Origin of the sequence: Streptomyces sp. NBC_00554 (assembly GCF_041431135.1) — a bacterium.
Classification (GTDB): domain Bacteria; phylum Actinomycetota; class Actinomycetes; order Streptomycetales; family Streptomycetaceae; genus Streptomyces.
Genome location: NZ_CP107799.1, coordinates 5,593,324 through 5,611,192, shown reverse-complemented (window position 1 = coordinate 5,611,192; position 17,869 = coordinate 5,593,324). Strand labels below are relative to the sequence as shown.

General features: G+C 70.8%; 16 protein-coding genes. 4 read left to right on the top strand and 12 right to left on the bottom strand.

Annotation, left to right across the window (positions count from 1 at the left end; genetic code table 11):
• Positions 1-2: 2 nt before the first annotated feature.
• The 8 genes from OG266_RS24745 to OG266_RS24710 form a co-directional block, all read right to left on the bottom strand.
• Positions 3-659: a TetR/AcrR family transcriptional regulator gene (locus OG266_RS24745; RefSeq protein ID WP_326722375.1), complete on the bottom strand. Its 657-nt coding sequence runs from the start codon at positions 657-659 to the stop codon at positions 3-5.
• Positions 647-1,417, bottom strand: coding sequence for an enoyl-CoA hydratase family protein (locus OG266_RS24740; RefSeq protein WP_371548493.1), 771 nt, complete (start codon positions 1,415-1,417; stop codon positions 647-649). The genes OG266_RS24745 and OG266_RS24740 overlap by 13 nt, the downstream gene beginning before the upstream one ends.
• Entirely contained in the window at positions 1,414-2,979 is a 1,566-nt protein-coding gene (locus tag OG266_RS24735) for a 4-coumarate--CoA ligase family protein (protein WP_371548491.1), read from the bottom strand. Before OG266_RS24735 ends, OG266_RS24740 begins: the two co-directional genes overlap by 4 nt.
• 93 nt (positions 2,980-3,072) lie before the next feature.
• A complete protein-coding gene (locus OG266_RS24730; protein ID WP_371548489.1) occupies positions 3,073-4,233 on the bottom strand; it encodes an acyl-CoA dehydrogenase family protein in 1,161 nt (386 codons plus the stop codon).
• 81 nt (positions 4,234-4,314) lie between these two features.
• Entirely contained in the window at positions 4,315-6,165 is a 1,851-nt protein-coding gene (locus tag OG266_RS24725; protein WP_371548487.1) for a biotin carboxylase N-terminal domain-containing protein, read from the bottom strand.
• Between the two features lie 113 nt (positions 6,166-6,278).
• A complete protein-coding gene (locus OG266_RS24720; RefSeq protein ID WP_371548485.1) occupies positions 6,279-7,919 on the bottom strand; it encodes an acyl-CoA carboxylase subunit beta in 1,641 nt (546 codons plus the stop codon).
• Entirely contained in the window at positions 7,874-9,574 is a 1,701-nt protein-coding gene (locus tag OG266_RS24715; protein ID WP_371548482.1) for an acyclic terpene utilization AtuA family protein, read from the bottom strand. The genes OG266_RS24720 and OG266_RS24715 overlap by 46 nt, the downstream gene beginning before the upstream one ends.
• Positions 9,571-10,365: a TIGR03084 family metal-binding protein gene (locus OG266_RS24710; RefSeq protein ID WP_371548480.1), complete on the bottom strand. Its 795-nt coding sequence runs from the start codon at positions 10,363-10,365 to the stop codon at positions 9,571-9,573. The genes OG266_RS24715 and OG266_RS24710 overlap by 4 nt, the downstream gene beginning before the upstream one ends.
• A gap of 241 nt (positions 10,366-10,606) precedes the next feature.
• Here OG266_RS24710 and OG266_RS24705 point away from each other — a divergent pair, with 241 nt between their 5' ends.
• From OG266_RS24705 to OG266_RS24695, 3 genes are all read left to right on the top strand, one after another.
• On the top strand, positions 10,607-11,017 hold the full coding sequence (locus OG266_RS24705; protein ID WP_371548478.1) for a winged helix-turn-helix transcriptional regulator: 411 nt from the start codon (positions 10,607-10,609) through the stop codon (positions 11,015-11,017).
• Between the two features lie 149 nt (positions 11,018-11,166).
• Positions 11,167-12,087 carry an NADP-dependent oxidoreductase gene (locus tag OG266_RS24700; protein ID WP_371548476.1) on the top strand — a complete coding sequence of 307 codons (921 nt, stop codon included), beginning with the start codon at positions 11,167-11,169 and terminating at the stop codon, positions 12,085-12,087.
• 50 nt (positions 12,088-12,137) lie between these two features.
• Entirely contained in the window at positions 12,138-12,620 is a 483-nt protein-coding gene (locus tag OG266_RS24695; RefSeq protein WP_371548475.1) for an SRPBCC domain-containing protein, read from the top strand.
• A gap of 27 nt (positions 12,621-12,647) precedes the next feature.
• Here OG266_RS24695 and OG266_RS24690 read toward each other — a convergent pair whose 3' ends face one another.
• Positions 12,648-13,658, bottom strand: coding sequence for an ArsR/SmtB family transcription factor (locus tag OG266_RS24690; RefSeq protein WP_371548473.1), 1,011 nt, complete (start codon positions 13,656-13,658; stop codon positions 12,648-12,650).
• A 192-nt stretch (positions 13,659-13,850) separates the two neighbouring features.
• Between OG266_RS24690 and OG266_RS24685 the strand changes: the two genes are divergently transcribed.
• Positions 13,851-15,074 carry an MFS transporter gene (locus tag OG266_RS24685; RefSeq protein WP_371548471.1) on the top strand — a complete coding sequence of 408 codons (1,224 nt, stop codon included), beginning with the start codon at positions 13,851-13,853 and terminating at the stop codon, positions 15,072-15,074.
• Positions 15,075-15,085: 11 nt separating this feature from the next.
• Here the strand turns inward: OG266_RS24685 and OG266_RS24680 are convergent, their stop codons facing one another.
• The 3 genes from OG266_RS24680 to OG266_RS24670 all read right to left on the bottom strand — a co-directional run bounded on the left by OG266_RS24680 (position 15,086) and on the right by OG266_RS24670 (position 17,862).
• The gene (locus tag OG266_RS24680) at positions 15,086-16,042 is read right to left on the bottom strand and encodes a DMT family transporter (RefSeq protein ID WP_371548470.1); all 957 of its coding nucleotides are present in this window, start codon (positions 16,040-16,042) and stop codon (positions 15,086-15,088) included.
• 159 nt (positions 16,043-16,201) lie between these two features.
• Complete coding sequence (locus OG266_RS24675) at positions 16,202-17,335, bottom strand: lipid II:glycine glycyltransferase FemX (protein ID WP_371548469.1); 1,134 nt, start codon at positions 17,333-17,335, stop codon at positions 16,202-16,204.
• The gene (locus tag OG266_RS24670) at positions 17,332-17,862 is read right to left on the bottom strand and encodes a GNAT family N-acetyltransferase (protein WP_371548467.1); all 531 of its coding nucleotides are present in this window, start codon (positions 17,860-17,862) and stop codon (positions 17,332-17,334) included. Before OG266_RS24670 ends, OG266_RS24675 begins: the two co-directional genes overlap by 4 nt.
• Between the last annotated feature and the right edge of the window lie 7 nt (positions 17,863-17,869).

Sequence of the window (17,869 nt, the reverse complement as noted above, 5' to 3'; positions counted from 1 at the left end):
GCTCAGTCCCTGAACCCGGTCCCCAGCGCCTCGTCCAGCAGTACGGCCCACTGGGTCACCACCCGCTCCCGCCGTCCCCCGTCGTCCGTGAGCAGGTTGGCGAGACCGAGGCCCCGGGCCATGTCGAGGAGCCCCTGGACGGTCTCCCGTACCCCGGGGCGGGACTCGTCGGCGGCCAGCAGTTCCACCGCTATCCGGTGGGTCTCGCGGCCGACGCGGGCTTCCAGTTCCGTGACCCTGGGCCGGAGTTGTTCCTCGTTGGAGGCGGCGACCCAGAGGTGGAGGGCGGCGCGGAAGAGGGGTCCTGTGTAGAGGTCGACCAGGGCGGCCACCACCTCGCGGCGGTCGGCGGCGCCCTGGGGGAAGAGGGCGCGCAGGGCTGTGGAGCGTTCCTCGGCGACGTATTCGACGGCGGCTGTGAAGAGGTCCTCGCGGGTCGGGAAGTGGTGCTGGGCGGCGCCCCGGGAGACGCCGGCGCGCTCGGCGACGACGGAGACCGTGGAGCCCGCCCAGCCGTGTTCGGCGAGGCAGGCCACGGCGGCCGCCAGGAGCCGCTGCCGGGTGGCCCGGCTGCGGTCCTGTTTGGGGACGTGCGGCGGACGCGCGGCGGCTTCCCCCGCCCGCTCAGGCGCACTGTCCGTCGTGGTCACACCACCCATACGGGATCCCGTCTTTCGAGGAAGGCCGTCATCCCCTCGCGGGCCTGCGCGGAGGAGAACAGCCGGGCCGAGAGCGCGGTCAGCTCGGCCGCGTCCCGGTCGAAGGCCTCCAGCACCTTAGCCGTGAGCAGCGACTTCGTCTCGGCGAGGCCTTGCGGGGACGACCTGCGCAGGCCGTCGAGGACGGGCTCCAGGGTTACGTCGACGTCGTCGCCCGCCGCCGTCAGGAGCCCGGTGCGTACCGCCTCGGTGGCGTCGAAGCGTTCGCCGGTGAGGTAGTAGCGGGCGAGTGCGCGGGGGTCGGTACGGGGCAGCAGGGGCAGCGAGATGACGGCGGGGGCGACTCCGATGCGTACCTCCGTGAAGGCGAAGGTGGATTCCAGGGAAGCGGCCGCGATGTCGCAGGCGCCGAGCAGGCCGAGGCCGCCCGCCCGGACGTGTCCGGTCACCCGGGCCACCACCGGCTTGGGCAGTTCGACGATCTGCCGGAGCAGCCCGACGAGGGCGTCCGGGTGATGGGGGTCCCCCCGCTCGAGCGAAGCCGAGAGTGGGGGAGGGTCGCGGAGATCGGCGCCCGCGCTGAACGTGTTCCCGGTGTGGGTGAGGACGACCGCGCGTACGTCACCGTCCTTGCCGCAGCGGGTGAGGGCGTCCGTCAGGTCGCCCACCAGTGCCGCCGACAGGGCGTTGCGGTTGCCGGGCGAGTCGAGGGTGAGGGTGGTGACGGCGCGGTCGTGCGCCGTGTGCACAAGAGTCACGCGAGCTCCCGGAGCCGGCGGCGCAGGATCTTCCCGGAGACCGCCCGCGGCACATCGTCGATGAAGGTGACGTGGCGGACCCGCTTGTACGGGGCGACGCGTTCGGCGACGTACATCATGACTTCTCCTTCGGAGAGGTCGGTCGCGGACGGCTGGCGCACCACGTACGCGTGCGGGACCTCGTTCTTGTCCTCGTTGTAGACGCCGATGACGGCGGCGTCGGCGATGCCGGGGTGGGTGAGCAGCAGGGCCTCGAGTTCGGCGGGGGCGACCTGGAAGCCCTTGTACTTGATGAGTTCCTTGACGCGGTCGACGACGAAGAGCCAGCCGTCGGCGTCCACGTATCCGACGTCTCCGGTGTGCAGCCAGCCGTCCGGGTCGATCATCGCGGCGGTGGCGTCGGGCTGTCCCAGGTAGCCCTTCATGACCTGGGGACCGCGGATGGCGATCTCGCCCGCTTCACCGACTTCCAGGTCCTTGGAGGGGTCGTCCAGGGACACGATGCGCATCTCCGTGCCGGCGATGAGCTTGCCGACGGTTCCGGGGGGCGGGTTCTCGGTGCCGAGGGGGACGACGTGCGTGCCGGGCGACAGTTCCGTCATGCCGTACGCCTGGCCGATGGGCGGCAGGCCGAGCCGCCGTGAACAGGCGGCCGCCAGAGCGGCGTCCAGGGGGGCCGCCGAGCAGATGATGTATTCCAGGGAGGACAGGTCGTACTGCGCGACGGCCGGGTGCTTCGCGAGGGCGAGGACGATCGGCGGGGCCACGTAGAGGGCGTTGATGCGGTGTTTCTCGATGGCCGCGAGGAAGGTCTCGAGGTCGAAGCGGGGCAGTACGACGACGGTGGCGCCCTGCCTGAGGGGCGCGTTCATGAGGGCGGTCAGCCCGTATATGTGGAAGAAGGGCAGCACGGCGAGGATGCGGTCGCCGGGGCCCGTCGGCATGAGCGGCGAGAGCTGCGCGAGGTTGGTGGCGATGGACCGGTGGGTCAGCATCACGCCCTTGGGGACGCCGGTGGTGCCGGAGGAGTACGGGAGGGCCGCGACGTCCTGCGCGGGGTCGATGTCGACCTGCGGTTCGGGCGCGGTGGTGGCGAGCAGGTCCATCAGCGACCGGTGCCCCGGTGCCTTGTCGCAGACGAAGATCTCCCGTACGCCGCCCGCGAGTTCGGCGGCCTGGCGTGCCGCGTCCAGGAGGGGCGAGACGGTCACGATCCAGGTGGCGGCGCTGTCGCGGAGCTGCTTGGCGAACTCCTCGGCTGTGGCGAGCGGGTGCACGGTGGTGACCGATGCCCCCGCGCGTGTGGCCGCGTAGAACGCCGTCGGGAAGGCGATGGTGTTCGGGCTGTGCAGGGCCAGTACGTCGCCCTTGCCGACGCCCGCTTCGGCGAACGCGGCGGCCAGCCGGCGGTGGAACAGGTCGAGTTGGCCGTAGGTGAGGGTGGTTCCGTCGACGCCGTCGATGAGCGCGGGCGTGTCGCCCCACTCGGCGGCGCGGCCGAGGACCGCGTCGTGGATGGGTACCTCGACGGCCGGGACATCTGCGTACTCGCTGCGGAACATGGGTTCCTCCTGGCACGGCTGGGGCGGCTGGGGCGGCTGGGCACTGTCTGACGCGCCACCTGGCGCACTGTCTGGCGCACTGCCTAGCACGGCTCAGTACGACTTGGGCAGGCCCAGGGTCTGGTGGGAGATGTAGTTGAGAATCATTTCCCTGCTGACCGGTGCGATCCGGGCCACGCGCGACGCCGTGATCAGCGAGGCGAGGCCGAACTCGCGCGTCAGGCCGTTGCCGCCGAGGGTCTGCACGGCCTGGTCGACGGCCTTCACACAGGCCTCGCCTGCCGCGTACTTGGCCATGTTGGCGGCCTCGCCCGCCCCGGCGTCGTCCCCCGCGTCGTACAGGTGGGCCGCCTTCTGCATCATCAGGCGGGCGAGTTCGAGCTCGATGTGGGCTTGCGCGAGGGGGTGCGCGATGGCCTGGTGGGCGCCGATGGGGTCCTTCCAGACGGTGCGCTCCTTGGCGTAACCGATCGCTACGGAGAGGGCGTACCGGCCCATGCCGATCGCGAACGCGGCCGTCATGACGCGCTCGGGGTTGAGCCCGGCGAAGAGCTGGAGGAGGCCCGCGTCCTCGTCGCCGACGAGCGCGTCGGCGGGCAGCCGCACGTCGTCGAGGGTCAGCTCGAACTGCTTCTCCGCGCCGTGGAGTTCCATGTCGATCCGCCGCCGCCCGAAGCCCTCGGCGTCGCGCGGGACGATGAACAGGCAGGGCTTGAGGCGGCCGGTCCTCGCGTCCTCCGCACGTCCGACGATGAGCGTCGCGTCGGCGATGTCGACTCCGGAGATGAACACCTTGCGGCCGCTCAGCACCCACTCCTCGCCGTCGCGGCGGGCCGTGGTGGTGATGCGGTGCGAGTTGGAGCCGGCGTCGGGTTCGGTGATGCCGAAGGCCATGATGCGGGAGCCGTCCGCCAGGGCGGGGAGCCACTCCTGTTTCTGCGAGTCCGTTCCGAAGCGGGCGATCACTGTGCCGCAGATCGCGGGCGACACGAGCATCATCAGCAGGGGGCAGCCTGCGGTCCCCAACTCCTCCAGGACGATGGAGAGTTCCGAGATGCCGCCGCCGCCTCCGCCGTATGCCTCCGGCAGGTTGACGCCGAGGTAGCCGAGCTTGGCCGCCTCCGACCAGAGTTCGTTCGGGTGGGCGCCGTCGGCGATGACCTTGTTGATGTAGTCGCGGCCGTAGCGGGTGCCCAGGGCGGCTACGGCCGATCGGAGGGCCTTGTGCTCGTCGGATTCGGTGACGGGGGTCATGGGGTCTCCTGAAGGGTGCGGATTCGTTGTGGCTGGTCGCGCCCACGCGGCGAAGCCGCATATGTGAGCAGCCCCGCGCCCCTAAAGGGGCTCGTTCGGCTGAACGACCGCCAGAAGGGTTCCGACCTCCACCTGTTGGCCGGGGGCCGCGTGGAGGGCGCTCAGGATGCCCTCCGTCGGCGCTGAGATCTTGTGTTCCATCTTCATCGCCTCCAGCCAGACGAGGGGCTGTCCGGCCGTCACGGCGGCTCCGGTGGTCAGTCCCTCGGCGACCCGGACGACGGTTCCCGGCATGGGGGCCAGGAGGGAGCCGGGGGCCTGCTGGGTGGTGGGGTCGGGGAAGCGGGGCAGGGCGGTGAGGGCGGTGGGGCCCACGTGGAGCTGGTCGCCGTAGCGGCTGATCTCGAACTTGCGGCGTACACCGTCGATTTCGAGTACGACGAGACGTGCGTCGGCGTGCACGACGCGTACGCCTTCGGCGGTGAGGCCGTCACGGGTGTGCCGGTAGTGGACCTCGTGCTCGGTGCCGCCCATGAGGTAGCGCTTGGTCTGCGGCTGGGAGGGGAGGTTGCGCCAGCCGCCGAACCGGGAGCGGCCGTGCGCGTCCGAGAGGGCCGCGGCGAGCGGTGCGTACGGGTCCGGGGCCGCCCTGGTGAGCACCTCGAGGTGCCGCTCGTAGAAACCCGTGTCCATGCGGGCGCCGGTGAACTCCGGGTGCCGCAGGGACCGTACGAGAAGGTCCCTGTTGGTGACCGGGCCGTGGATCTCGGCCCTCTCCAGGGCGCCCGACAGTTTGCGGAGGGCTTCCGCGCGCGTGGGGGCGTGGGCGACGGCCTTGGCGAGCATCGGGTCGTAGTGGATGCCGATGGGGTCGCCGTCGGTGTAGCCGGTGTCCAGGCGCACGCCCTCCGGGACGGCGAGGCGGTGCAGGGTGCCGGTCTGCGGGGCCCACGCGCGGGCCGGGTCCTCGGCGTACAGGCGGGCCTCGATCGCGTGGCCACGCGCGCGTGGAGGGTCGTTTTCGAGTACGGCGCCCTCGGCGACCTGGAGCTGGAGCGCCACGAGGTCGATGTCGAAGACCGCTTCCGTGACGGGGTGTTCGACCTGGAGGCGGGTGTTCATCTCCAGGAAGTGCGCCTTGCCGTCCGCGATCAGGAACTCCACGGTGCCCGCGCCCACGTAGTCGACGGCGCGTGCGGCGCGCACGGCCAGCTCGTGGAGCTCCGCCACCAGCGCGGGTGCAAGGCCGGGTGCCGGCGCCTCCTCGATCACCTTCTGGTGCCGCCGCTGCAGCGAGCAGTCGCGCGTGCCGAGCGCCCACACCGTGCCGTGCGCGTCGGCGAGGATCTGCACCTCGACGTGCCGACCGCCCTCCACGTAGGGCTCGACGAACACCTCCCCGTCGCCGAAGGCACTGAGGGCCTCGGCGCGGGCGGCCGTCAACTCGGCGTCGAGTTCCGCGAGTTCCCGTACGACGCGCATACCGCGCCCGCCGCCGCCCGCGGCCGCCTTCACCAGAACGGGGAGATCGTCTGCGGTCACCGTCGACAGGGGTTCGAGCCCCATCAGCTTCTTGGCGCGCGTCTTGGAGGCCATCGCCTCGATCGCCTCGGGCGGCGGTCCGACCCAGACGAGGCCCGCGTCGAGGACGGCCCGCGCGAAGTCGGCGTTCTCTGAGAGGAAGCCGTACCCGGGGTGCACGGCGTCCGCGCCGGCGCTCAGGGCCGCCTTCACGATCAGGTCGCCGCGCAGATACGTCTCCGAAGGAGCCGAACCCGGCAGACGTACCGCCGCGTCGGCCACGCGCGCGTGCAGGGCGTTCTCGTCGGCGTCCGAGTGCACGGCGACGGTTCGGATTCCCAACTCGCCGCAGGTGCGGAAAACCCGGCAGGCGATCTCGCCCCGGTTCGCCACCAGAAGAGTTCTGATCATGAGGAACGCACTCTTTCCACTAGATCACCGCAACCATCAATTGAGGAACCACGACGGCGAGCAACCGGGTCCGCGAGAGCGGCGGCGGTTTAGCCGCAAAGGGGAGCCAGCTCTCACATCCGGAAGACGCCGAAGCCACCGCGCGCACCCTCGTAGGGCGCCGTATGGATCGTGGACAGGCACAGGCCGAGCGCGGTGCGGGTGTCGCGCGGGTCGATGACCCCGTCGTCGTACAGCCGCCCGGACAGGAACATCGGCAGGGACTCGGACTCGATCTGCTGCTCCACCATGGCGCGCAGCGCGGCGTCGGCGTCATCGTCGTAGGGCTGCCCCTTGGCGGCGGCCGACTGGCGGGCGACGATCGAGAGGACGCCGGCGAGCTGCTGGGGGCCCATGACGGCGGACTTGGCGCTGGGCCAGGCGAAGAGGAAGCGCGGGTCGTACGCGCGCCCGCACATGCCGTAGTGGCCCGCTCCGTAGGAGGCGCCCATCAGCACGGAGAGGTGCGGTACGCGGCTGTTGCTCACCGCGTTGATCATCATCGCGCCGTGCTTGATGATGCCGCCCTGCTCGTACTCCTTGCCGACCATGTAGCCGGTGGTGTTGTGCAGGAAGAGGAGCGGGATGTCGCGCTGGTTGGCCAGCTGGATGAACTGGGCCGCCTTCTGCGACTCGGCGCTGAAGAGCACCCCTTGGGCGTTGGCCAGCACGCCGACGGGGTAGCCGTGGAGCGTCGCCCAGCCGGTGGTGAGGCTCGTTCCGTAGAGCGGCTTGAACTCGTCGAAGTCGGAGCCGTCGACGAGGCGGGCGACGACCTCGCGCGGGTCGAAGGGGTGCCTCAGGTCGCCCGGGACGATCCCCAGGAGCTCGTCCTCGTCGTACTTCGGCGGGGCTGCCGGGCCAGGATCGCCGTACGCCTTGCGGTGGTTGAGGCGGGCCACCACCCGCCGCGTCTGCCGGATCGCGTCCTGCTCGTCGACGGCGAAGTAGTCCGCGAGCCCCGACACGCGCGCGTGCATCTCGGCGCCGCCCAGGGACTCGTCGTCGCTCTCCTCCCCGGTGGCCATCTTCACCAGCGGCGGCCCGCCGAGGAACACTTTGGCCCGCTCCTTGACCATGATCACGTGGTCGGACATGCCGGGGATGTACGCGCCCCCTGCGGTGGAGTTCCCGAAGACGACGGCCACGGTCGGGATTCCGGCCGCCGACAGCCGTGTGAGGTCGCGGAAGATCGCGCCCCCGGGGATGAAGATCTCCTTCTGGGAGGGCAGATCGGCCCCGCCCGACTCGACGAGACTGATGCAGGGCAGCCGGTTGGCGAGGGCGATGTCATTGGCGCGCAGGGCCTTCTTCAGGCTCCAGGGGTTGCTTGCTCCTCCCCGCACGGTCGGGTCGTTCGCCGTGATCAGGCACTCCACGCCCTCCACGACACCGATCCCGGTGACCAGCGAGGCACCGACCGCGTAGTCGCTCCCCCAGGCCGCGAGCGGCGACAGCTCAAGGAACGGTGTGTCGGGGTCCAGGAGCAGTTCGATGCGTTCCCGGGCGAGCAGCTTGCCGCGTTTGCGGTGCCGGGCGACGTACTTCTCGCCGCCGCCCGCGAGGGCCTTGGCGTGCTCGGCGTCCAGCTCGGTGAGCTTGGCGAGCATGGCTTCGCGGTTGGCGGTGTAGTCGGGGCTCCTGGTGTCCAGGGACGACGAGATGACGGTCACAGGAGCGTCTCCGGGATGTCGAGGTGGCGGGAGCGGAGCCATTCGCCGAGGGCCTTGGCCTGGGGGTCGAAGCGGGCCTGCGAGGCGACGCCTTCGCCGAGGATTCCTTCGACTACGAAGTTGAGGGCGCGGAGGTTGGGCAGTAGGTGACGGACAACTTTCAGATGACAACTTTCAGATATCAGACTCTGAAATCTGTCAGTTGTCAGCTCATGGGTGATCCATCGCCATGCTTCGTCCGTCCGCACCCACACCCCGACGTTCGCGTTCCCGCCCTTGTCCCCGCTGCGGGCGCCCGCGACCAGCCCCAGGGGCGCTCGCCGGGTGGGCGTGCCGGTCGGCAGAGGCTCGGGCAGCGGCGGCGCTTCCAGGGTCTCCAGTACGAGGCTGTCGCCGGCCGGAGCCAGCGGGATACGGCGTCCGCCCTCGAGGACAGCCACATGGTCCACGGCGCCATGTGGGACGTACACATCCTCGAAGACCCCATAAGGCGCGCCCGTTCCAGGTGGCGCCATCACATGGAATCCCGGGTAGCTGGCGAGGGCGAGCTCAATCGCGGCGCCGCTGAACGCCCGCCCCACCGCGTGCTGGTCGGGGTCCCGGACGACGAGCCGGAGCAGCGCGCTCGCGGTCTCCTCGGTGGGGGCGTCGGGGTGGTCGGTGCGGGCGAGGTCCCAGCGGACGTCCGCCGGGCGGGACTTGGCGGTGCCGAACGCTGTCTCCATCTGGTCTTGGACCAGCGCGGCCTTCGCCTCGATGTCGAGCCCCGTCAGCACGAACACGACCTCGTTGCGGAAGCCGCCGAGCCGGTTGAGGCCGACCTTGAGGGTCGGGGGCGGGGCCTCGCCGCGTACGCCGTTGATCCGTACCCGGTCGGGGCCCTCCTGCGTCAGCCTGACGGTGTCGAGCCGGGCGGTGACGTCGGGTCCCGCGTACCGGGCGCCCGAGGTCTCGTACAGGAGCTGCGCGGTGACCGTGCCGATGTCGACGAGGCCGCCGGTGCCGTCGTGCTTGGTGATGACGCTCGTGCCGTCCTCGTGGAGTTCGGCGAGCGGGAAGCCGGGGTGGCGGAGAACAGCAAGGTCGTGTTCGGCGAAGAAGGCGTAGTTGCCGCCGGTGGCCTGGGTGCCGCACTCCAGGACGTGCCCGGCGACCACGGCGCCCGCGAGCCGGTCGTAGTCGTCCGGGGCCCAGCCGAAGTGGGCCACGGCGGGGCCGGTGACCAGCGCCGCGTCCGTCACCCGCCCGGTGACGACGATGTCCGCGCCCTCGCGCAGACACGCGGCGATTCCGGCGCCGCCGAGGTAGGCGTGCGCGGCGAGGCTCTTCGGGTGGTCCCGGGTGAGGTCGTCGCCCTCGACGTGGGCGACCCGCGCCGGGATGCCGAGCCTGTCCGCCAACTCCCGTACGGCGTCGGCGAGTCCGGCCGGATTGAGGCCACCGGCGTTCGCGACGATGCGTACACCGCGCTCGTGCGCGAGGCCGAGGCACTCCTCCAGCTGGCCCAGGAAGGTCTTGGCGTATCCGCGCCCGGGGTCCTTCAGTCGGTCCCGGCCCAGGATGAGCATGGTCAGCTCGGCGAGGTAGTCGCCGGTGAGGACGTCCAGCGGGCCGCCGGTGAGCATCTCGCGCATGGCGTCGAAGCGATCGCCGTAGAAGCCGGAGGCGTTGCCGATGCGGAGCGGCGCGACGGTCACCGCGTGGCCCCCTTCGGCGCGCGCCCGGCCCCCGATGGCCCCGCGAACGCCTGCGCGATGTCCAGCCACTTGTCGGCGTCGGGGCCTTCCGCCCGTACAGCGAGGTCGGCGCGGTTCGCCCGCTGGGTGACCAGCAGGCAGAAGTCGAGCGCGGGGCCGGTGACACGCTGGGCGGCGCCCTCTGGACCGTACGTCCACAACTCGCCCGAGGGGCCGACGAGTTCCACGCGGAACTCCTCACTCGGCGCGCTGAGCCCTCGTACCCCGAAGGCGAAGTTCCGCGTCCGGACACCGATGCGCACCACATGCTGAAGCCGGTCCGTAGGTGCGCGCATCACACCCAACGCGTCGGCCACGTCCTGTCCGTGAGCCCAGGTCTCCATGAGACGGGCGGTGGTCATGGAGGCGGCGGACATGGGCGGCCCGTACCAGGGGATGCGCGTGCCGGGGGGCGCGGAGCGCAGCGTGCGCTCCAGTTCCGAGCGCCCCGCACGCCAGGTCGCGAGCAACTGCGCGGGCGCCGTGCGCGCCCCCTCCTCGGCGCCTTCGTCCACGAGGGAGCCCTGCGACGCGAACGCCTTCTCGGTCTCCCGCCCGAACGCCTCCGCGTCCGTGAGGGCCAGCAGCGCCGCCCGGTCGGTCCAGGCGAGATGCGCGATCTGGTGGGCGATGCTCCACCCCGCGGCGGACGTCGGAAGGGCCCAGGCACCCTCCGCCAACTCCCCCACCAGCAGGTCGAGTTCCTCGCTCTCCCGGTGCAGATCGTCGATCAGGGACGACGGGTCGAACACGATGGCGCTCCCCTCGGGGCACGACGGTGTGTGTCCCGGAGCATGGCAGCGCCCACAGAAACAAGCAAGCGTGCTTGCATTGTCGATTTGCACCACACGCTGCGTACGGGTGGCCACTCTCAGCCACAGCCCTCGAAGTCAACGATCTTTGCGAATTCGAACGTCACGCACTGCAGGGGAGTTACGATCGATTCGTAAGTAGGCACTGTTCAGTGCGTAGCGTCCCTGATGGGAGATGCGGATGACCACCACGGAGAAGTCGGCGCGCCAGATCGAGCCCGGCACGTACGAGGCGTACGTGCATGACTGTCCCGCGGTGGCGTTGCTCTCGACGATCAGCAACCGGTGGGTCAGCCTGACGATGTGCACGCTCGGGTCCTACGGCGATGCGATGCGATACAGCCACATCAGCCGGGAGATCCCCGGCGTCAGCCAGAAGATGCTCACCCAGACCCTGCGCATGCTGGAGCGCGACGGCATGGTGAAACGGACGGCCACCCCGACCGTGCCGGTACGTGTCGACTACGAGCTGACCCCGCTCGGGCAAGGCCTGTACGGCCTGCTTTCCCAGGTACGCGACTGGGCCGCCGACAAGACCGACGAGGTCGACGAGGCGCGAGCACGCTACGACACCCGGAAGACCGACCAGTAGCGGCAACGGGCACCCCGTTCGGCGTGGCGCCCGTCCACCCCGGCAGGGGTGTAACGAACTTAAAAGTGCCTACTTACGAATCGATCGTAACTCCCCTAGCGTTCGTAGCGTACACAGCGTTCGGATTTGCAAAGGGAAGAGTGAAGATCATGCGTGCAGCAGTCGTCAAGAAGATCGGTGGACCCGAGGCTGTCGAGGTCCTGGAGGTCCCCCTGCCGGAACCGGGTCCCTTCGAGGTCCGCGTCAAGGTCGAGGCCGCCGGGCTCAATCCCGCCGACGCCGCTGTGTGGGGCGGGTTCTTCGGGCCGTTGGAGGTCGAGTACATCGGTCTGGGTCTGGACGCCGCCGGAACGATCGACGCGGTCGGCCCGGGTGTCCTCCTCGAGGTCGGAACGCCGGTGATCGTGTTCCACGCCCCCGTACTGCGCCCAACGAAGGCCCAGGCCGAATACCTCGTGACCGACCTCAACTCCCTCGCCCCCGCCCCGGAGGGCATGGACCCGACGCTCGCGGCGACGATCCCGCTCAACGCGATGACCGCCTCCCTGGCCCTGGACCACCTCCCGCTGCGCCCCCGCGACACCCTGCTCGTCACGGGCGCCGCCGGTGCCGTCGGCGGCTACGCCGTCGAGCTGGCCCGGACGCGGGGCGTGCGGATCGTCGCGCAGGGGCGGCCCGAGGACGAGGAGTTCCTCCGCGATCGTGGCGCCACCTGGTTCGTGTCGCGCGACGAGGAACTGAGCGGGGCGGTACGCCGGTTGGTGCCGGGGGGCGTGGACGGCGTGCTCGACGCGGCGGCCCTGGGCGCCCCCGCGCTGGCCGCTGTCCGTGACGGCGGCATCTTCGTGAGCGTGCGGGTGGACGTGCTGCCGACGCCGGAGCGGGGCGTGGTCGTACGCAACACCTTCGCCGGTCCCGACGCGACCCGTCTCTCGTACCTCTCAGCGCTCGCCGAGGTCGGCGTGCTGACGCCGCGCGTGGCGCAGATCTACCCCCTGTCGCAGGCGGCCGAAGCCCATGCCCAGCTCGCCCGGGGCGGACAGCGGGGCCGGATCGTGCTGGTGCCGTGAACGCCGGAACGGACACCGGAGACAACCGAGGACACCGGAAGGAGCCGACCGTGAAGGAAACCCCTGACGCCCCTGATACCCCTGATACCCCTGTCGCCCCTGTCGTCACCGCAGTAACCAGGATCTCCGCTTCGGTGGAGGACGTGTGGCGCGTGCTCCTGGCGTTCGACCAATACGCGCAGTGGCACCCGGTTCTGTCCCTCGACGCGAGGCCCGAACAGGTTGTGGTCGGGGCGGAAATCCCGGGCCGCGTCTCGGGCGGCGACACCGCTGAGCAGGCCGTCACGATGAGGATCGTGGAGGTGGAGGCCCCCTGTCGGCTGGTCTGGGAGGGCGGATCGCTCGACGCGATCCTCGGCAGGCACTCGTTCGTGCTCGCCCCACAGCCGGACGGCACCACCGAGTTCACAGAATCCGAGGAGTTCTTCGGCACCGCCGCTGCCGAACTCATCCCGACACTCGGCGAGCTCACGAAGGAGTACTCCCGATACGGCGCCGCTCTGGGCGCACGCGTGGAGGGTCTCTCCGGCTGACGTCGGTCGTGTCGAGGCGCCGCCGGCTCAAGACGGGGGGATCCCCGCTTCCGACTCCCGGTCACCGGTGTCCGCGCCCGACGCCTCCACCAGGACATCCCCGGCCGCCGTCCGCACGTACAGCACCGACTGCCCGGCCCGCCGCCGCTCCACCAGGCCCGCGTGCAGCAGTACCCGCAGATGCCTGCCCACCGACCCCAGTCCCTGCCCAGTCACGGCGACCAGTTGGGTCGTACTCATGGGAGTTGTGAGCAGCGCCAGCAATCCGGCCCGCGCGGTTCCGATGAGTGCCCCGAGCCCGGCGGGGACGGGCCGCCGGTCGTGGTCCTCGGCGAGTACCCCGAGGCACGGGTAGACGACGGCGTACCGCTCCCGCCCCTCCCACGACACCCAACTGGTCCTCGGCGTGACCGGCATGAACAGCAGCTCGGCCCCGGCGGCGATCTCCCGTGGCGGATACGCGTTCACGTTGACCTGGAACCGGCTCTCGCCGAGCCACCGCGTGCCCGGCTTCAGCGAGTCGAGCACGGCCGCCCAGCCTCCCTGGCTCACCCGCGCGGTCCGCGCGACCATGTCGGCCTCCAGGACGCGCCGCCGACGCTGCCAGTACGGCCGTACGGTCTCCTCCCAGACGTACGTCAGGAGCGCGGTCGCCCGCTCGGGCAGGTCGTCCCGCTCCAGGGCGGCGGGGAGCGGACCCTTGAGGGACACGCGGAGGTTGGCGCGCGCCTCTCCGGGCCCGGCCGCCCGTACCCGGGCCACGGTCTCCTCGAAGCTCTCCCCGACGCACGAGGTGGGGCAGAAGAAGTCGGCGATCCAGGACGTGCCGATCGCCGCCCGCACGAGCAACTCGGCCACCGGGTCGGCCGCGAGGCGCGCGCGATAGCCGGGCAGATGCGCGCGCAGCCAGGCCTCCTCGCCCGGATGGGCACCGGTCCCCGCGTGCAGCAGTTTCAGGCTCGCGAAGGTCTCGGCGAACGGCGAGAGGACGAACCGGCTGTGGGCGAGGGTGTCGGTGTTGATCTGCCACAGGCCCATGCGCACGACCCTAAGGCCATGCGGATGACCTTGCTCAAGCTCATGCGTACGACGGCCGGTCGTCGGGTGCGGGCCGGTGGGGGCTTGTCGCGCAGTTCCCCGCGCCCCTCAAAGACGAGGCTGCGCGTACGACCTTTCGCGGGTCGGCGAAACAGTCAACACGGTCCCCCTGCCGCCCCGAGACTTCGGCGCATGCGCAGCTACCGAACCCTGTTCCGCACCCCGGAGTTCACCCCGTTCCTGTTCTCCTTCGGTGCTTTCGCCGCCGCCCAGACGATCGGTGGCCTGGCCCTCGGCACGCTGGTCTTCCGGGCCACCGGCTCCCCGTTCCTGTCGGCGGTGAGCATGTTCGGCCCGCAGCTGGCGCAGTTGCTGGGGGGCGCGTTCCTGCTCTCTGGCGCCGACCGCCTGCCCCCGCGCGCGGTCCTGTCCGCCCTCGCCCTCGCCTTCGCGGCCGGCACGGCGGTCCTCGCACTGCCCGGCCTGCCCATCTGGGCGGTCTTCGCCGTCGTACTCCTACAGGGCCTGGTCGCGTCGCTGGGCGGCGGAGTGCGCGGTGGACTGCTGAACGAGGTCCTGTCCAAGGACGGCTATGTCCTGGGGCGTTCGGTGTACAACATGCTCTGGGGCCTGACGCAGATGGCCGGTTTCGCGACGGGCGGCGCACTGCTGGCGCTCCTTTCCCCACGCACCTGCCTGCTCCTCGCAGCGGCGCTGTACCTGGTCTCGGCCCTCGCCACCCGCCTGGGCCTCACCGCACGCCCGCCACGCTCCGCGGGCCGCCCGTCCATCTCGGCGACCTGGCGGACCAACGCCCTCCTGTGGTCCTCACGCTCCCGCCGCCTGACGTACCTGGGCCTGTGGGTCCCCAACGGCCTGATCGTCGGCAGCGATTCGCTCTACGTCTCCTACGACCCCGGAGCCGCCGGCACGCTGTACGCGTGCGGGGCGCTGGGCATGTTCGTGGGCGACATGGCGGTGGGCCGCCTGGTACCGCCCGCGCTGCGCCCCCGTCTCGCGACCCCGCTGCGCCTGCTCCTCGCGGCCCCCTACCTGTTCTTCTTCCTCCGCCCGGGAGTGGCGCTGTCGGCCGTGGCCGTCACCGTCGCCTCCGTCGGCTTCGCCGCGAGCCTGGTCCTGCAGGAACGCCTGATGTCCCTCACCCCCGACGACCTAACGGGCCAGGCCCTCGGCCTGCACGCCACCGGCATGGCCGCCCTGCAGGGCGTCGGTGCCGTCATCGCGGGCACACTGGCCCAACTGACGTCCCCGGCCACGGCGATGACGCTGATGGCAGCCGCATCGGTCACCGTGACCCTGACCCTCGCGGCACTGAGCAGGCACGACGAACGACAGCCGGCCGCCCCCGGCACGCGCCCGGGCGGCGCCCTGCCGGAACCCGCAGCCACGGACTAGGGGCAATGGCGCTAGTCGGCGCCAAGCCCCTTCGCCTTCCCCCGCCCCACCTGGGTCCGCACCGCGCCCATGCTCGCCGCGATGACGAGGGCGATCGCGGAGGCCTCCGTGAGGGACAGGGCCTGGTTGAGGACGAGGAAGCCGGCGGTCGCGGCGATGGCCGGTTCGAGGCTCATGAGGATGGCGAAGGTGGAGGCGGGGAGGCGGCGCAGGGCGAGGAGTTCGAGGGTGTAGGGGAGGACGGAGGAGAGTACGGCGACGGCTGCGCCCAGGGCGATCGTCGTGGGGACCAGGAGCTTCGAGCCCGACTCCACGATCCCCAGCGGCAGGAACACCACCGCCGCGACCACCATGGCGAGCGCGAGGCCGTCGGCCTGGGGGAAGCGTCGACCCGTACGAGCGCTGAAGACGATGTACGTGGCCCACATGGCGCCCGCCGACAGGGCGAAGGCGACACCGACGGGGTCGAGGCTGCTGAAGCCTCCGCCGCCGAGCAGGAAGACGCCGCCGAGGGCGAGGCCTGCCCAGACCAGGTTCACGGCGCGGCGGGAGGCGAGGACGGAGAGCGCGAGCGGGCCGAGCACCTCGAGGGTGACGGCGGTGCCCAGCGGGATGCGGTCGACCGACTGGTAGAACAGCCCGTTCATCGCGGCCATCGTGATGCCGAAGACGACGATGGTGCCCCAGTCGGCGCGCGAGTATCCGCGCACCTTGGGCCGGCAGACCGCGAGCAGCACGATCGCGGCCACGGCGAGGCGCAGGGCGACGACCCCGAGCGCCCCGACCCGCGGCATCAACGTCACGGCCAGCGCGCCGCCGAACTGCACCGAGATCCCCCCGGCGAGGACCAGCCCCAGCGGGCCGAGGGCGCCCCATCGCCCGGAACCTTCCGTGGAAGCGGCTGCGGCTGTGGCGACCGCGGGTTCGGTCGCCGTCGTGGCCACGTCAGCGGCGCTGGGGAGGTTCACGGGTTCCGTCCAGGAAGTTCAAGTCGAGGTTCGCTGATATTCGTCTATCCTGCTGCACTTTCCAGTCCAGGGTAATGGACTACGTCAGGGCTGTGAACCTCTTTTACCACTTACCTCAGGGCGTGACGGGTGCGATGGCTCACCCTCGGCGGCGATGGGTCACCCGCGGCGGGCCATGTACAGATCCAGCGCCTTGTGGAGGACGCGATTGAGGGGGAAGTCCCACTCGCCGAGGTACTCGGCGGCCTCGCCGCCCGCGCCGACCTTGAACCGGAGGAGGCCGAGGAGGTGGTTGGTCTCGTCAAGGGTGTCGGTGATGCCGCGGAAGTCGTAGACGGAGGCGCCCAGTTCGTGGGCGTCGGACATCATGCGCCACTGGATGGCGTTGTTCGGCTGGACCTCGCGCTTGCGGCTGGTGGAGGCGCCGTAGGAGTACCAGACGTGTCCGCCGACGGTCAGCATGGTGGCGGCGGCGAGGATGTCCCCGTCGTGGTGGGCGAGGTAGAGGCGCATACGGTCCGGGTCCTCGGCCGTCAGCGCGGTCCACATGCGCTGGAAGTAGGGCAGGGGGCGCGGGATGAAACGGTCGCGTCCGGCCGTCTCCGCGTACAGCTCGTAGAAGGCGGGCAGGTCGTCGTAACCGCCCCGCACCACCTTCACGCCGGCTTTGTCGGCCTTCTTGATGTTGCGCCGCCACTGCTGGTTGAGGCCCTGGTGGATCTCCTCGAGCGACCGCCCGGCGAACGGCACCTGGAACACGTACCGCGGCTGCCCGGCCGCGAATCCGTCCTCACCACCCGGCTCGGTCTGCTGCCAGCCCATGCGCCGCAGGCGTTCCGCGAGCTCGAAGGCCCTCGGCTCGTACGTGGTCGCCGCCGCGTCACCCAGCCGCCGCGCCACCGGATCGGCGATCGCCGCCTTGACCGCGTCCGCACTCCACCGGCGTACGACCACGGGCGGCCCCATCTTCACCGAGAACGCACCCCGCGTCTTGAGGTGAGCCAGCATCGGATCGAGCCAGCGCTCAAGGTCCGAGGCGTGCCAGTCGATGACAGGCCCCTCGGGCAGATAGGCGAGGTACCGCTTGACCTTCGGCAACGGCCGCATCAACACCAGCCCCACCCCGACAAGCCGCCCGTCCCCTCCACCCTCTTCGAACCAGCCCAGACTCTCCGCCCGCCAGTCAGGCTTCACATCACCCCATGAAGGCACCTGCATATGGCTCGCGGACGGACGGCTCCCGATGAACGCCAGATGCTCTTCGCGGGTGATCGGACGCAGACTCAGACTCATACGTGGGGCTCCTCGGTGTTGGTGGGCGGGCGAACCATGAAGACGTCGACCGGGTCCTGCGTCTCCACGGTGAAACCATGACGTCGGTAGAGACGCTGGGCAGCACTACCGCGCAGCACGTTCAGGCGTACGGTCACGCGTTCGGCGTCCACCCGGTCCAGCAGAGCGCACAGAACCGCCGACCCAAGCCCACGCCCCTGGAACCGGGGGTCGAGATAGAAGTGCTCCAGCCACTGACAACCATCACCCGCACCCGCACCCTCGCCATCGCCCTCGCCCGCGCCCTCCTCCTCGCCCGGTCGCAGTGTCACGCACCCCGCAAAGGCACCGTCGACCACGACGACCGACGTGTACCGCACAGAGAAGGAGTCCCGCAGCCGCTGCCGTACCCGACGCTCGTCGAACCGACCCAGCCTCTCCAGATCCGGCCGCATCACAGCCGCCCGCAACTCCGCGATCACGTCAACATCCGCAGGCTCAGCGACCCGCAGCGCCCACGTGCCCCCGGCGCCAGTGCTCACGTCCATGATCGGA